The organism is Lentzea sp. (assembly GCF_035525475.1).
Lineage (GTDB): Bacteria > Actinomycetota > Actinomycetes > Mycobacteriales > Pseudonocardiaceae > Lentzea.
In genome coordinates, this window is sequence record NZ_DATLEC010000153.1 from 1 (window position 1) to 13,973 (window position 13,973).

The window sequence follows — 13,973 nt, forward strand, 5'->3', positions numbered from 1 at the left end:
CCAGCGCGGGCGCGGACACGACCCCCACGACCGGCACGCCGTCGACGACGAGGGCGATCAGCGTCGCCCAGACGGGTACACCGCGCAGGAAGTTCTTGGTGCCGTCGATCGGGTCGAGGACCCACACGCGTGCAGCGTCCAGCGTGCCGCCGCGCTCCTCGCCCATGATGACGTCGTCCGGGCGTTCGGAGGACAGCACCGAACGGATCGCGTCCTCCACCGCCACGTCGGCATCGGTGACGGGCGTGCGGTCCGGCTTGCGCTCCACGGCGAGGTCGTGGGCGCGGAAACGGGTCGCGGTGATCGCGTCGGCGGCGTCGGCGAGGCGGAGAGCGAGTTCGAGATCAGCATCGTGGTGTGACACGCGGCGATCGTTCCACGAATACGCTGGGGCCGTGAGCGTGGTGTTGCTGGCCGAGGACGACCCGGCCATCGCGGAACCGCTCTCCCGCGCTCTGACGCGGGAGGGCTATTCGGTGCAGGTCGTCGGGGACGGTCCGAGTGCTTTCGACGCCGCCATCGCCGGGGGCATCGACCTCCTGGTGCTGGACCTCGGCCTGCCGGGCATGGACGGGCTGGAGGTGTGCCGCAGACTCCGCCAGAGCGGCAGGGGGATCCCCGTGCTGATGCTCACGGCCCGTGCCGACGAGGTCGACTTCGTCGTCGGGCTCGACGCGGGCGCCGACGACTACGTCGCCAAGCCGTTCCGCCTCGCCGAGCTGATGGCCCGCATCCGCGCCCTGCTGCGCCGCCGGGCACCGGGCACGCTGGAGGTCAACGGCGTCCGCGTCGACCTGGCCGCCCGCCGCGTCACGGTCGACGGCGGCGAAATCCAGCTGGCGAACAAGGAGTTCGAGCTGCTCAAGGTGCTGATCCAGCGCGCGGGCCAGGTCGTGAGCCGCGACGAGATCCTCTCCGAGGTGTGGAACGACCCGGACCTCAAGGGCAGCAAGACGCTCGACATGCACATGTCGTGGCTGCGCCGGAAGCTCGGTGACGGCACACCCAACTCGGCCGAGCGCCGCATCGCGACCGTCCGCGGCCGCGGTTTCCGCTTCAACGCCGACTGATGCGCCGCCGCATCCTGCGGGCCATCCTGCTCGCCGTGGCCGTCACGGGTTTCGTGCTCGGCATCCCCCTCGGCTACACGGCGCTGCAGCTCGTCGAGGACACCGCCCGCGGCGCCCTCACCGAACGCGCCCAGCAGATCGCGACGACGCTCGACGACCAGCTGGCGAACCGGCGCGAGATCGACATCGAGGCCGTCAAGATCGCCATCCCCACCGACGGCCGCCTCACCGTCGTGTCGAGCGGGACCACGAACGTCGTGGGCCCCTCACCGGGCGCCGACCCGCTGACCGCCGAACTGCCGATCGCGCAGCAGGGCACCGTCCGCCTGGAGATCCCCTCCGGCCCGATGCACACCAGCCAGGCCCAGGTGGCCGGACTGGTGCTGTTCCTGCTCGCACTGTCGGTGGGCACCGGCACCGTCGTGGCCCTCGTGACGGCGCAAACGCTTGCCCGACCCCTCGGCTACGTGGCGGCCCGAGCGTCACGCCTGGGCGCGGGCGACTTCCGCGCCGACGAGCAGCGCTACAACATCGAGGAGCTGGACGCGGTCTCCGAGGCCCTCGACACCTCCGCCACGGCCCTGGCCCGGCTGGTCCAACGCGAACGCGAGCTGGTCGGCGACGTCTCCCACCAGCTCCGCAGCAGGCTGACCGCCCTCCAACTGCGCCTGGAGGCCCTCGCAGAGCACCCGGAACCGGACACCGCCGCCGAAGCCCGCGCGGCTCTTGAACAGGCCGAACGCCTGGCCGCCGTGCTGGACGAACTGCTCGCGGCGGCCCGCGCGGCCAGAGCCGTCGGCGCCGAACCGCTGGAACTGCGCCCCGCGCTGACCGCCATCGCCGAGGAGTGGCGCGAACAGGTGAAGTCGCAGGGGCGGGCGCTGCGCGTGCGCGTCCCGGACGGCCTGCTGGCACGCGCCACGCCGGCCCGCCTCCGCGAGGCCATCGGTGTGCTGCTGGACAACGCGCTGCGCCACGGCGAGGGCTCCGTGGTCGTCTCCGCCCGAGGCGAGGACGGCACGGTCGTGGTCGAGGTCAGCGACGGCGGTGCGGGCGTCCCGGACGAGCTGGCGGCGCACATCTTCGAGCGCGGCGTCTCCGGCGGCGGCTCGACGGGCGTGGGACTGGCGCTCGCACGGGCGCTGGTCGACGCGGACGGCGGGCGGCTGGAGCTGTCGACGGCGCGGCCGGCGACGTTCGCGGTGTTCCTGCCGGTGCCGAAGGCCCAGGACGTGGTCGGGATCCCGTGGAAGGCGCCGAGCACACCCCGGTAGCGGCGCGGGGGCCGGTGAACTCGGTCGCGCCAGCCCGGCGGTCCCAGCCTGGAGGTCCGAACCAGGCCGCTCAGGAGTGGCCGAGCTCCTTCTCCTCTTCGATCGACCGCTTGGGGACGCGGCCGTTCTCGTCGGGGAACACCCAGTTCTTGTAGCCGTACCAGCGGAAGGCCATCCCGATCAGCGTGCCGATGATCTGCGCGCTGAGGAAGTCCGAGATCTCCTCGGTGAGCCGCGACACGTGCGGTTCCTGGAGGTGGAACGCGTACCGCGCGATGTACAGCGGCGCCGAGTTCAGGACGATGCCGATGCCGTTGACCAGGAAGAACAGCAGCGCCTCGTTGTGGCGTTCCCGGCCGCCGCGGGTGCGGAACGACCACTCCCTGTTGAGGATGTACGACACGATCGTGGCGACCAGGGTCGCGATGATCTTCGCGGTCACCGGGTTGTTCGGCAGGACGAGGATCTTGATCCCGAAGAACAGGGCGGTGTCGATGATGAAGCAGGTGCCCCCGACCAGGGCGAACTTGACTAGTTCACGATGCTTCAGCGCGATCGACCGGATCGGTTCCGGAAACCGGGAGACCACTGTTTCGGCTAGAGACACGTGACGAGTCTACGGAGATGGGGTGAACGCGCCTGTCAGGTCGGGCGCCGGCGTCGGGGAACACCCAGCGGCGCATCGCCCAGAACTTGAAGCCGGTCGCGAGCAGCATGCCGATGATCGAGCCGGACACGAAGTCCGCGATCTCCTCGGTCAGGACCGGCACGAACGGCGCCTGCAGGCCGAACAGGTGCCGCGACAGCCACAGCGGCAGGATGTTGATGGCCACGCCGATGCCGCTGACCAGGAAGAACAGCGCTGCCTCGTGGTGGCGCTCGCGGCCGCCGCGGGTGTGGAACGACCACTCGCGGGACAGCACGTACGAGGCGATGATCGCCACCAGCACGCCGATGACCTTAGCCGTGACGACCTTGTCGGTCAGCACGGTGAGCTTCAGCGCGTACCAGACGCCGTTGTCGATCACGAACGTCGTGCCGCCGACCACGGCGAACCGGATCATCTCGCGGTGCTTGTGCAGCAGGAACTGGAGTGGTTCTGGCAACCGGCTCATGGCCCGGCGAACGGCAGGCAGCACCGCGCCAGCTTACGGATCAAGGGGGCGGTGTCCGCCTCCGGGTGTTGCGCACCGCAACGCAGAGGTGTCCGACCTGCACGTTGCGTGACAACAAAAGATCAACTCCGCACCGGCGGGCAGGGCAGTCCGAGCAGGTCGGGGATGAGCGGCGGCAGCAGGCCCGGCCACTGCTCGCACGGTTCCCCGGTCCTCGGCGGCGCGGTCGGCTCCGGTGAGGACGGCGGCACCGAGGTCGAGGGCTCGGTCACCGTCGTCGACGGCGGGAGCACCGGCGGCAGGGCCGGCTTGGTGGGCTCCGTCGGGGTGCCCGGCCTGGTGGGCTCCGCCGGCACGGTCGGCTTCACCGGCGGCGTGGTCGTGGTCGCCGTCGGCGGAGGCGGCACGGCCGTGGGCGTGCTCGTCGGCGGGTCCGGCTCCTCCTCGACGGGCGGGCGGTCCGGGTGCGTCCTCACCGGCACCGTGACGGACTTCGCGGCGTTGCCGAGCGTGGCCCTGACGGTGACCGTTCCGCCCTTGTGCGGCCGCCCGAACGCCCAGAGGGACATCCGGAACCTGCCGTCCTTCTCCAGGTCGGCGACGCAGCGGATCGTGTTCTGGTCGGTCCGCGAGCACTCGCGGTACGCCGTGAAGATCACGATGTTCTCCGACGACGACACGTCCAGCTTGAGCGTGCCGGCGCGCGGGCCGGTGTTGCGCACCTTCACGTCGACACGCGGGTCCCAGTACACCTCGTGCCACGTGGACACGGAGAGCTCGAAGTCGTCGTTCACCGGCGGCACGTCGACCTCGACGTCGACGTTCACCGAGATCGACGCCCCGGCGCTGATCGTGCCGGTGATCCTGCCGGGCACCGCCTCGTGCGTCGCCTTCAGCCGGAACAGGAACGTCGCCTGCCCGCCGGGCGCGATGCCCTGGGGTGTCACGCACGCGATCACGCCGCTGCCGGCCGGGCAGTCGACGGACTGGTCCGCCGCGCCGTCGAGCTGCAGCGCCCGTGCGGCGAACGACACCGGCCCGCCGGTCGACAGCACGCCCGGCGGCAGGGTCAGCAGCATGCTCGCGGGCGGTGCCGCGGTGCCGCCGGTGTTCTTGACGGTGATCGGGAAGTCCTTCGCCTCCTCGCCCGGCGTCAGCGTGTAGCCGCTCGGCGTTGTCGGGCTGAGCGACGGCGGTGCGGGCTCCGGCGCGGGTTCCGGCTCCGGCTCCGGTTCCGGAGCGGGTGGCGGGGCTTCGGGGGCCGGCGCCGGCGGTTCCGGCGTGGGCGACGGGGCCGGGACGGGAGGTTCCGTCGTGGGGGCCGGAGGCACCGGCGGCTTCGGGGCCGGGGGCTGCACGACCTGCGTCTGCGTCGGCGGCGGCTCGGCCTGCACCTGGGGCGGCGCCTGCTCGCCGCTGCCGGCGGCCAGGGCGATCACCACGGCCGCGGCCACGGCGGCAGCGGAACCGCCGACCGTGACGAGCTGGCGGGGGATCGAGGCACCGGCGGCGCCCGTGCCACCGGCGGCCGCTCCGGCACCGACGACGGCCGTGGTCGTGCCGGCCGAGACGAGATAGGTGGTGGCGCCGATGCCGAGGACCAGCGGGGCGACGAAGATCCGCAACGCGCCGTTGACGTCCGCGAGCTCGGCGGCGAGCGCACGGCACCGGCCGCACTCGTCGAGGTGCGTCTCGACCTGCGTCGCCTCGCGCTTGGACAGGCCACCGCGCGTCCAGGCGCCGAGCCGGTCGACGGTGGCCCTGCAGCGCTCCGCGCCGGTCTCGGCCAGGTGCATCTGCAGGTACTGCTGCTTGAGGCCCTCGCGGGCGCGGTAGGCCAGTGCGGACACGCCGTTGGCCGTCAGCCCGAGCAGCGGGGCGACCTCGGCGGGCGACTGGCCCTCGATCTCGGTGTGCCAGAGCACCATCTGCCAGCGCTCCGGCAGCGCGGCGAACGCGCGGGCGGCCAGCGACCGTTCGAGACCGGCGACCGCTGGGTCGCTGAACGCCACCGGAGGCGCGACGTCGGTCATGTCCTCGGTGAGGTCGACCTTCTTGTCGCGGCGGGTCTTGTCGTACGCGGTGTGGCGCAGCGCCGTGAGGAGGTAGGCGCGGAAGGCCGCGTCGGGACCGCGCCCGGCGCGCAACGCGTCCAGGACCTTCGCGAAGGCCTCGGAGACGAGGTCGTCGGCCTCGGCCTGCGACCGGGTCAACTGGCGGGCGAGGTTGTAGGCCGCCGAGACGTGGCGTTCGTACAGTTGGCCGTAGGAGTCGATGGTCCCGTTGCGAACGGACTCGATGAGTTCCGCGTCGCTGGGCCCCTGTACATCTGCAGGAACGATCGCCACAGTCTTCGTTTCCCTCCTCGGAGCGCTCAGTGTGACTTACGGCGTTGCGAAGAGTCACCTCAATCCCCCGCGCGGGTTGCGTCACGAATGAGCGACGGACGCGTCTCCCACCTGGAATCGGCAGAGCGGGAGGAAACCGGGTGGGTGTCGCACAAGCGGAGCGCCTCTTGAAGTCGAGGTGGCGCACCGCCTCCATGGCCGCCGGCTGGGCGTTCCCCGCCGACTGGCCGATCGCCGCGGTCGACGACGTGTGCGCGGCGATGCTGGACGAGGCCGACCCCGGGGACGCGCTGGTCAGACTGGGCCGTGCCAGAGCGGAGGCGGGCGCCGGGCTCGGCGAGACGGTGCTGGACCTCGCCGCGCTGCACGCCGTGCTGACCGAGGCGTCGCACATGGTGTCGCCGAACGTGGACGCGCTTCCTTCGCGGATGTTGCGCATGACAGCACTGGGGTGGGCGGACGTGGTGACGAAGCAGGCCGGTGACTGCACGGCCGAGAACCCCCTGACCGGGCTGGCGACTGCCGCCTACCTGAGGACGCGGCTGGGTGAGGTGTACCGGGAGACGCCCGTCGCGTCGCTCGACTACGCGCTCGTGCTGCTGCGTCTCGACGTGCACCGCGCGTCCGGCTGGTCGCGGGTCGTCGCCATGACGCTCGTCTCGGACGCGTTGCGCACGGTCTTCGACGGCGGCGAGACGTTGGCGACCCTCGGGCCGTGTGTGGCCGCGGTGCTGGTTCGCCGTGACGAACTGCTCACGCGGAGGGTCTCGAACCTGAGGGTGCTGACGGCCGACCGGCTCGCCGACGACCCCGACGTCCGGCCGTCCGGGCCCGCGAAGGTCTGGGTCGAACAGCTGCCGGCCACGCACGACGAGGCTCGTGCGCTGCTGATCTCGCTCGGGCGCTGACCTCCCCCCTGTCCCGCGCCCGCGGCTCTCGCCGTGTCCCCACCAGGGCCGCTTCCCCGCACCCGCAGAAGTGTTCTATTGTGCTAGTTCACTAGAACAATCTGGGGAGTGTGCGTGGTCGAGTTCCACGTCGACCGCGGCAGTGGTCTTCCCGCGTACCTGCAGCTGGGCCGGCAGGTCCGGGAGGCCATGAGGCTCGGCTGGTTGCAGCCGGGCGATCGGCTGCCGACGGTCCGCGACGTCGTCGCCACGAGCGGCGTGAACGCGAACACGGTGCTCAAGGCCTACCGCGAGCTGGAGCTCGCCGGCCTGGTCGAAGCCCGCCAGGGCTCCGGCACCTTCGTCAGGGGCACCTTGGGGTCCGCCGCCCCCGAGGACCTCGACCCGTTGCGCGACAAGCTCGCCGCGTGGGTCGCGGAGGCACGCTCCGCCGGGTTGGAGGACGAGGACATCTACGCGCTGCTGCGCGAGGTGCTGAGCGGGGGAGCGCGATGAGCGTTGTTGCGGCCGAAGTGTCGAAGTGGGCGGTGCGGAACGTCTCCTTCGAGCTGCCACCCGGCAGCGTCACCGCACTGGCCGGGGCCAACGGCTCCGGGAAGTCGACGCTGCTGAACGTGCTGGCGGGGCACCTGCCGCCGTACTCGGGCCACTGCGCGGTCGCGGGCCGCGTCGCGTACGTCCCGCAGCACAAGCCGATGTACAAGGGCTTCAAGGTCGCCGACGTGCTGGCGTTCGGCCGCCGCATGAACAGGGTCTGGGACCACGAGCGCGCCGACGAGTGGATCACCAGGTACAAGGTGCCGCGCGAGTTGCAGTTCGGCGACCTGTCGGGAGGTCAGCGCACGCACGTGACGCTGGCTCTGGCACTGGGCTCGCGCCCGGACGTGCTGATGCTCGACGAACCGCTGGCGGAGCTGGACCCGCTGGCGCGCAGCAGGGTCATGAAGGAGCTGCTGACCGACGTGAGCGACAACGGCACGACACTGGTCTTCTCCACGCACGTGGTCGCGGAGATCGGCGGCATCGCCGACCGGCTGCTGCTGCTCTCGGGCGGCCGGCTGCTGATCGACGGCGACACCGACGAGCTGTTGGAGGAACACGTCCTCTACACGGGCCCGCACGCTTCGAAGTCGCCGGTGGAAGGGCGTGTCGTGCTGGCGAAGCACGGCGTCTCGCAGTCTTCGTACCTGGTGCGCTCCGGTGGCACGCCGATCGACGAGCCGTGGACCGCGCGGCACGTGACGCTGGAGGAACTGGTCGTGGCGCACCTGGAGCGTGTGGCATGACACCGGGCTCGATCGTCTGGCTGACCTGGCGTCAGCACCGGTGGCCGGTCGTAGGCGTCACCGCCCTCGCCCTGGGTGCCGCCTCCATCCTCGTTTCGACCGAGGCCGAACGGCAGCTGGTGGGCTCGTTGATGCTGCCTGGCTTCTACGCGATCTTCGTGCAGCTCGTGTTCGGTTGTGTGATCGGCGTGTTCTGGGGCGCTCCGCTGATCGCCCGCGAACTGGAGGAACGCACGTACTTCGTCGCGTGGGGCCAGGACGTCACGCCGGTGCGGTGGTTGCGCGGCAAGGTGGTCGTGCTCGGCCTGCTGGCCGTGGTGCTCGGCGCGGTGATCGGGCTCGGGGACGGTTTCACCGGTGACCAGGTGCCGACGTGGGGCGCGTTCGAGGCGAGCCCTGCCGTGCAGGCCGGGTACGCGCTCTTCGGCCTCGCCCTCGGTGTGCTGACCGGCCTCCTGACCCGGCACGTGGTCACGGCGATGGCGGCGACGCTGGTCTTCTACACGCTGGTGCGCGTGCTGACGTCCGTCGTGGTCCGCGACCACCTGGTGCCGGCGGCGCGGTCGATCGCCCGCTGGGACAGCACGCCGCAGGTGCCGCCGGAGGCGCTGGAGCTCGGCAGGGGCTTCGTCGACTCCCGTCTCGACGCGGTGGCCGTGACCGCGCAGTGCCAGCGGATCCACCCGGTCAACCCGGGCAACTGCATGGCGAGCTCGAACGCGGCGGTCGGCACGTACGTCGACTACCAGCCCGCGGACCGGATCGGGCTCTTCCAGTTCCTCGAGTGCGGCCTGTTCGTCGTGCTGGCGCTCGCGCTGTTCGCGGTGGCGTTCCGGATCCTGCGCCGGGGCGGCGGGTGGAAGCCGACGCGCTCCCACCGCCGCCTGGCCGTTCAGAGCGCGCCGGAGACGGTCGCCGCCCAGGCGGAGGGGTAGCGCGGCCGGAACCCGAGCTCCCGTTGCGCGCGGGTGGTGCTCACGATTCCCTGCCACGGGTCGAAGTCCTGCTGAACGGCCTCATCGGGGGTGAGGCCGTTCAGCTGGTGCAGTTCCACGGCGGTGACCGGGCTGTCGTCGGCGATGTTGAAGATCCCGGTGGCGCTCGTGCCGAGGACCTTTTCCACTGCCTGCGCCACGTCCACGTGGTGCACCATGTGCAGCCGCTGGTGGCCCGGCCACGCCGACGCCCAGCGCAGCGACTCCTCCAGGTGCGGGTCGCCGTCGCCGTAGACGAAGGCCAGCCGGAGGATCGTCGCCTCCCTGGTGTCGAGCACCGCTCGTTCGCCGAGGGCCTTCGTGCGGGGGTAGTCGCCGAAGGCCTGGTCCGGGTCGGCGGGGTCGTCCTCGGTCGCGGGCCTGCCCAGTCCGCCGGGGTAGACCAGGTTCGTGCTGATGTGGACGAACAGCGGCACGTCCTTGCTCGCCTCGGCCAACGCCCTGGTGGCGTGGACGTTCACGCCCTCGAAGTCCGTGCTCGTGCGCAGCGCGGCGGCCACGTGCACCACCGCGTCCACGCCGTCGACGAGCTCCCGCACCGCCCCGGTGTCCTCGAGCCTGCCGGTCAGTGCGCGCACGTCGTGGTCCTGCTCGCGCAGGTGGGGCAGGAGCCTGCTGCCGACCCGTCCGGTCGCCCCCGTCATCGCGATCTTCATGTGTCCCAGCGTGTTCCGGCCTCCTGGGTGCAGCCAGGGACTGTTTGTGCGCGGCTACCGTGGAGCCATGCGTGAACTGGCGGACTTCCTGCGCAGCCGTCGCGAGCGGCTGGAGCCGAAGCGCGGAGGACGGCGGCGCACGCCGGGCCGTCGTCGCGAAGAGGTCGCGGCGGACGCGGGCGTGTCGGTCGACTACTACGCACGCCTCGAACAGGCCCGCGGCCCGCACCCGTCGGTGTCGGTGTTGAACGGGATCGCGCGGGCGTTGGAGCTCGGTGCCGACGAACGCGCCCACCTGTTCCGGCTGGCGGGCGAGGCCGTGCCGGAGGAGCCCGCGTCGACCTCGGTCCGTCCCGGCGTCCGGCTGCTGCTCGACCGGCTGCGCGACGACCTCGCCGTGGTGATCTCCGACCTGGGCGACGTGCTGGCCGCGACCCCTCGTTCCGAGCTGGTGTTCGGCCAGGTCGTCGGTCAGAACCTGCTCAGGAGGTTCTTCCTGGGGGACGAGAGCTGGGTCCCGGCGCAGGACCGCGAGTCGTCGGCGCGGTCGCACGTCGCCGACCTGCGCGCGACCCTCGCCCGCCGCCCGGCCGCGCAGGCGCTCGTCGCCGAGCTGATGGCGAACCCGCTGTTCGCCCGGCTGTGGGCGGAGCACGACGTGGCGGTGCGCCGCTCGGCCCGCAAACGGCTGTGTCACCCGGTCGTGGGAATGCTCGAGTTCGACTGCGAGGTGCTCGGCGCGCCGGAGCACGACCAGCGACTCGTGATCCACGTCGCACCCGAGGGCAGCGTCACCGCCCGACGGCTGGATCTGCTGGTGAGGTCCGCAGAAGCTGCAGGTAGGCTGCCTGAACCGTGGACTCCCGTACCCGTCTCCCCGTCGTCGGCATGATCGGCGGCGGGCAGCTCGCCCGCATGACGCACCAGGCCGCGATCCCGCTCGGCCAGTCCCTGCGCGTGCTCGCCGTCTCCGAGAACGACCCCGCCGCCCTGGTGGCCCGCGACGTGGTGCTCGGCACGCACACCGATTTGGACGCGTTGCGCGCGTTCTCGAAGGGCTGCGAGGTCGTCACGTTCGACCACGAGCACGTGCCCCAGGAGCACCTGCGCACGCTCGTGGCCGAAGGCGTGAAGGTGCACCCCGGTCCGGACGCCCTGCAGTACGCGCAGGACAAGCTCAAGATGCGCGTGAAACTCGCCGAGCTCGGACTGCCGGTGCCGCCGTTCGCCGAGGTCCACTCCGTCGCCGACGTGGTGCGGTTCGGCGCCTCGAACGGCTGGCCGTGCGTGCTGAAGTCGATCCGCGGCGGCTACGACGGTCGCGGCGTGTGGATGCTGAACACCCCGCAGAGCGCCGAGCGGGTCGTGGCCGAGCTGCTGGAGGCCGGGACGCCGTTGATGGTCGAGCAGTGCGTGCCGATGCGCCGCGAGCTGGCGGCCGTCGTGGCGCGCTCGCCGTTCGGGCAGGGCGCGGCGTGGCCGGTCGTCGAGACCGTGCAGTCCGACGGCATCTGCGTCGAGGTCCTGGCGCCGGCCCCCTCCCTGGACGGCGACGGCGCGCAGGAGCTGGCACTGAAGATCGCCGACGCGCTCGGCGTGGTCGGCGTGCTGGCCGTGGAGCTGTTCGAGACCGCCGACGGCGTCGTGGTGAACGAGCTGGCGATGCGTCCCCACAACTCCGGCCACTGGTCGATCGAGGGCGCCCGCACGTCGCAGTTCGAACAGCACCTGCGCGCCGTCCTCGACTACCCGCTGGGCCGCACCGACCTGATGGCGCCGGCCGTCGTGATGGCGAACGTCCTCGGCGCCTCCGACACCCCGGCGATGGGCCCGGACGAGCGCGTGCACCACCTGTTCGCCCGGTTCCCGGACGCGCACGTGCACCTCTACGGCAAGGAGGAACGGCCGGGCCGCAAGGTCGGGCACGTGACGTTCCTCGGCAACGACATGGCGTCGGTCCGCGAGCGCGCTCGCCTGGCCGCGCACTGGCTGTCCACCGGCGTCTGGTCAGACGGATACGACATTCACGGGAGCTCGGAGTGACTCAGGTTGGCGTGATCATGGGCAGCGACTCGGACTGGCCGGTGATGAAGGCCGCCACCGAGGCGCTCGCCGAGTTCGACGTGCCGTTCGAGGTGAGCGTCGTCTCCGCGCACCGCACCCCGCAGCGCATGCTCGACTACGCGTCGTCCGCCGCCTCCCGCGGCCTGCGCGTGATCATCGCGGGCGCCGGCGGCGCGGCGCACCTGCCCGGCATGGTCGCCTCGGCCACCGTGCTCCCGGTCATCGGCGTCCCGGTGCCGCTGAAGTACCTCGACGGCATGGACTCGCTGCTGTCGATCGTGCAGATGCCCGCGGGCGTCCCGGTCGCCACCGTCTCGGTGGGTGGAGCCCGCAACGCGGGCCTGCTGGCGGTCCGCGTGCTGGCCGCCTCCGACCCGTCGTTGCAGGAGCGCATGGCCCGCTTCCAGGCAGAACTCGAGCAGCTCGTACTAGACAAGGACGCGGCTCTGCAGAAGTCCCTCTGAGTGCTCAACGGCACAGCGGCGCCCGTGGTGAACGGGCGCTAACATCGTGCCGAGTATTCGCTACCGGGAGGTAACAAGGTGAACCCGAGCTTCGGCACCTACCAGCTCGCCGAGGAGCACGAGGCGCTGCGAGAGGCCGTCCGCTCGCTCGCCGAGAAGGAGATCAAGCCGTTCGCGGCCGAGGTCGACGAGAACGAGCGCTTCCCGGTAGAAGCCCAGAACGCCCTGGTCAAGGCAGGTTTCGCGGCAGTCCACGTCCCCGAGGCCTACGACGGCCAGGGCGCGGACTCCGTCGCCACCTGCATCGTCATCGAGGAGATCGCCCGCGTCTGCGCGTCGTCCTCCTTGATCCCCGCGGTGAACAAGCTGGGCACCATGCCGATCCTGCTCTCGGCCTCCGAGGAGCTGAAGCAGCTCGTCATGCCGTCCATCGCCTCCGGCGAGGCCATGGCGTCCTACGCGCTGTCGGAGCGCGAGGCAGGCTCCGACACCGCGTCGATGCGCACGCGCGCTCAGCTGGACGGTGACCACTGGGTGCTGAACGGCACCAAGTGCTGGATCACCAACGCCGGCGAGTCGTCCTGGTACACGGTCATGGCCGTGACGGACCCCAACGCGCCCAAGAAGTCCCAGGGCATCTCGGCGTTCGTGGTGCACAAGGACGACCCCGGCTTCTCGGTCGGTCCCAAGGAGCGCAAGCTCGGCATCAAGGGCTCGCCGACCCGCGAGATCTACTTCGAGAACTGCACGATCCCTTCGAACCGCATCATCGGCGAGCCGGGCACCGGCCTGAAGACCGCTCTGAAGACGCTGGACCACACGCGTCCGACGATCGGCGCGCAGGCCGTCGGCATCGCCCAGGGCGCGCTCGAGGCCGCGGTCGCGTACGTCAAGGACCGCAAGCAGTTCGGCAAGTCCATTTCGGACTTCCAGGGCGTGCAGTTCATGCTCGCCGACATGGCCATGAAGATCGAGGCAGCCCGCCACATGGTCTACGTCGCGGCCGCGAAGGCCGAGCGCGGTGAGGCGAACATCGGCTTCATCACCGCCGCCGCCAAGTGCTTCGCCTCCGACGTTGCCATGGAGGTCACCACCGACGCCGTGCAGCTGTTCGGCGGCGCGGGGTACACGCGTGACTTCCCCGTGGAGCGGATGATGCGGGACGCGAAGATCACGCAGATCTACGAGGGCACGAACCAGATCCAGCGCGTCGTCATGTCGCGCGCCGTCCTGAACGGCTAGAACACCACGTCGGTACGTCGCCGGGAAGCGGTCGAGGCCGCCAAGACTTTCGACTGCTCCCGTGCGACACACCAACAGGTATTCGGTTGTCGGTCAGAGGGGTTTCGGAGATCAGCCTCCGCCCAACTCCCGCGCCAACCGGGCTTCGCGGTCAGCCCAGTAGAGCGCTTCGTGGTGATGACCTCGGTCCAACTCCGCGACCTTCTGGTACACGGCTGCGCTCTTCTCGTGGAACTTCCGCAGTTCCGCCGGATCAGCTCCGTTGCGCGGCATCAGCCGAGGCAACAGGTCATGCGCCTCGCTCAACGACTGCACTTGAGCGGACCCGTGCCCACGTCACCTTCTGCTCAGCCACCGTCATCACAACCTCCCTGCATCCGACTCGCCGAGGTCGTCGGAGTAGCGGAGCGAGTGCCGTCCTTCAGCACCAGCCAGCGAGGACGAGAGCGCGATAGCGCAGTTGGCCAGGTTCCGCATGTAGCTCGCCAGCAACGCCGGATCATCCTCGTCCGGCGCACCGATCGCGATACAAGCCCCGCCGAAGGTCAGCC

17 protein-coding genes are annotated in these 13,973 nt (G+C 71.0%); 10 read left to right on the top strand and 7 right to left on the bottom strand.

The window, feature by feature from the left end:
* A partial coding sequence (locus VM306_RS25625; protein ID WP_325519479.1) for an inositol monophosphatase family protein occupies positions 1-364 on the bottom strand: 364 nt, incomplete at its 3' end.
* 31 nt (positions 365-395) lie between these two features.
* On the opposite strand from VM306_RS25625, the gene VM306_RS25630 reads away from it, so the two are divergent.
* Positions 396-1,070, top strand: coding sequence for a response regulator transcription factor (locus VM306_RS25630; protein WP_325519481.1), 675 nt, complete (start codon positions 396-398; stop codon positions 1,068-1,070).
* Entirely contained in the window at positions 1,070-2,344 is a 1,275-nt protein-coding gene (locus VM306_RS25635; RefSeq protein WP_325519483.1) for an ATP-binding protein, read from the top strand. The genes VM306_RS25630 and VM306_RS25635 overlap by 1 nt, the downstream gene beginning before the upstream one ends.
* 70 nt (positions 2,345-2,414) lie before the next feature.
* Here the strand turns inward: VM306_RS25635 and VM306_RS25640 are convergent, their stop codons facing one another.
* The 3 genes from VM306_RS25640 to VM306_RS25650 form a co-directional block, all read right to left on the bottom strand.
* Entirely contained in the window at positions 2,415-2,951 is a 537-nt protein-coding gene (locus tag VM306_RS25640; RefSeq protein ID WP_325519485.1) for a GtrA family protein, read from the bottom strand.
* Entirely contained in the window at positions 2,881-3,480 is a 600-nt protein-coding gene (locus VM306_RS25645) for a GtrA family protein (RefSeq protein ID WP_414672454.1), read from the bottom strand. The genes VM306_RS25640 and VM306_RS25645 overlap by 71 nt, the downstream gene beginning before the upstream one ends.
* Positions 3,481-3,581: 101 nt before the next feature.
* The gene (locus VM306_RS25650; protein ID WP_325519487.1) at positions 3,582-5,807 is read right to left on the bottom strand and encodes a sigma-70 family RNA polymerase sigma factor; all 2,226 of its coding nucleotides are present in this window, start codon (positions 5,805-5,807) and stop codon (positions 3,582-3,584) included.
* Positions 5,808-5,974: 167 nt separating this feature from the next.
* On the opposite strand from VM306_RS25650, the gene VM306_RS25655 reads away from it, so the two are divergent.
* The 4 genes from VM306_RS25655 to VM306_RS25670 all read left to right on the top strand — a co-directional run bounded on the left by VM306_RS25655 (position 5,975) and on the right by VM306_RS25670 (position 8,936).
* The gene (locus VM306_RS25655) at positions 5,975-6,715 is read left to right on the top strand and encodes a GGDEF domain-containing protein (RefSeq protein WP_325519489.1); all 741 of its coding nucleotides are present in this window, start codon (positions 5,975-5,977) and stop codon (positions 6,713-6,715) included.
* A 114-nt stretch (positions 6,716-6,829) separates the two neighbouring features.
* Positions 6,830-7,210 carry a GntR family transcriptional regulator gene (locus tag VM306_RS25660; RefSeq protein WP_325519491.1) on the top strand — a complete coding sequence of 127 codons (381 nt, stop codon included), beginning with the start codon at positions 6,830-6,832 and terminating at the stop codon, positions 7,208-7,210.
* Positions 7,207-8,001 (top strand): ABC transporter ATP-binding protein, encoded by a 795-nt coding sequence (locus VM306_RS25665; protein WP_325519494.1) that lies wholly within the window; start codon positions 7,207-7,209, stop codon positions 7,999-8,001. The genes VM306_RS25660 and VM306_RS25665 overlap by 4 nt, the downstream gene beginning before the upstream one ends.
* Positions 7,998-8,936, top strand: coding sequence for a hypothetical protein (locus tag VM306_RS25670; protein ID WP_325519496.1), 939 nt, complete (start codon positions 7,998-8,000; stop codon positions 8,934-8,936). The genes VM306_RS25665 and VM306_RS25670 overlap by 4 nt, the downstream gene beginning before the upstream one ends.
* Here VM306_RS25670 and VM306_RS25675 read toward each other — a convergent pair.
* Complete coding sequence (locus VM306_RS25675) at positions 8,894-9,652, bottom strand: NAD(P)-dependent oxidoreductase (RefSeq protein WP_325519498.1); 759 nt, start codon at positions 9,650-9,652, stop codon at positions 8,894-8,896. The genes VM306_RS25670 and VM306_RS25675 overlap by 43 nt on opposite strands.
* Before the next feature lie 67 nt (positions 9,653-9,719).
* On the opposite strand from VM306_RS25675, the gene VM306_RS25680 reads away from it, so the two are divergent.
* The 4 genes from VM306_RS25680 (at position 9,720) to VM306_RS25695 (ending at position 13,422) form a co-directional block, all read left to right on the top strand.
* Positions 9,720-10,544: a helix-turn-helix transcriptional regulator gene (locus VM306_RS25680; RefSeq protein ID WP_325519500.1), complete on the top strand. Its 825-nt coding sequence runs from the start codon at positions 9,720-9,722 to the stop codon at positions 10,542-10,544.
* Positions 10,508-11,695, top strand: coding sequence for a 5-(carboxyamino)imidazole ribonucleotide synthase (locus tag VM306_RS25685; protein ID WP_325519502.1), 1,188 nt, complete (start codon positions 10,508-10,510; stop codon positions 11,693-11,695). The genes VM306_RS25680 and VM306_RS25685 overlap by 37 nt, the downstream gene beginning before the upstream one ends.
* Entirely contained in the window at positions 11,692-12,180 is a 489-nt protein-coding gene (purE, locus tag VM306_RS25690) for a 5-(carboxyamino)imidazole ribonucleotide mutase (protein ID WP_325519504.1), read from the top strand. Before VM306_RS25685 ends, purE begins: the two co-directional genes overlap by 4 nt.
* Positions 12,181-12,258: 78 nt before the next feature.
* Entirely contained in the window at positions 12,259-13,422 is a 1,164-nt protein-coding gene (locus VM306_RS25695) for an acyl-CoA dehydrogenase (protein ID WP_325519506.1), read from the top strand.
* A gap of 111 nt (positions 13,423-13,533) precedes the next feature.
* On the opposite strand, the gene VM306_RS25700 is transcribed toward VM306_RS25695, so the two are convergent.
* Both VM306_RS25700 and VM306_RS25705 read right to left on the bottom strand, forming a co-directional pair.
* Positions 13,534-13,737 carry an AMED_5909 family protein gene (locus VM306_RS25700; RefSeq protein ID WP_325519508.1) on the bottom strand — a complete coding sequence of 68 codons (204 nt, stop codon included), beginning with the start codon at positions 13,735-13,737 and terminating at the stop codon, positions 13,534-13,536.
* Positions 13,738-13,782: 45 nt separating this feature from the next.
* Positions 13,783-13,973 (bottom strand): hypothetical protein (locus VM306_RS25705; protein WP_325519510.1); only part of this gene is annotated, 191 nt, incomplete at its 5' end.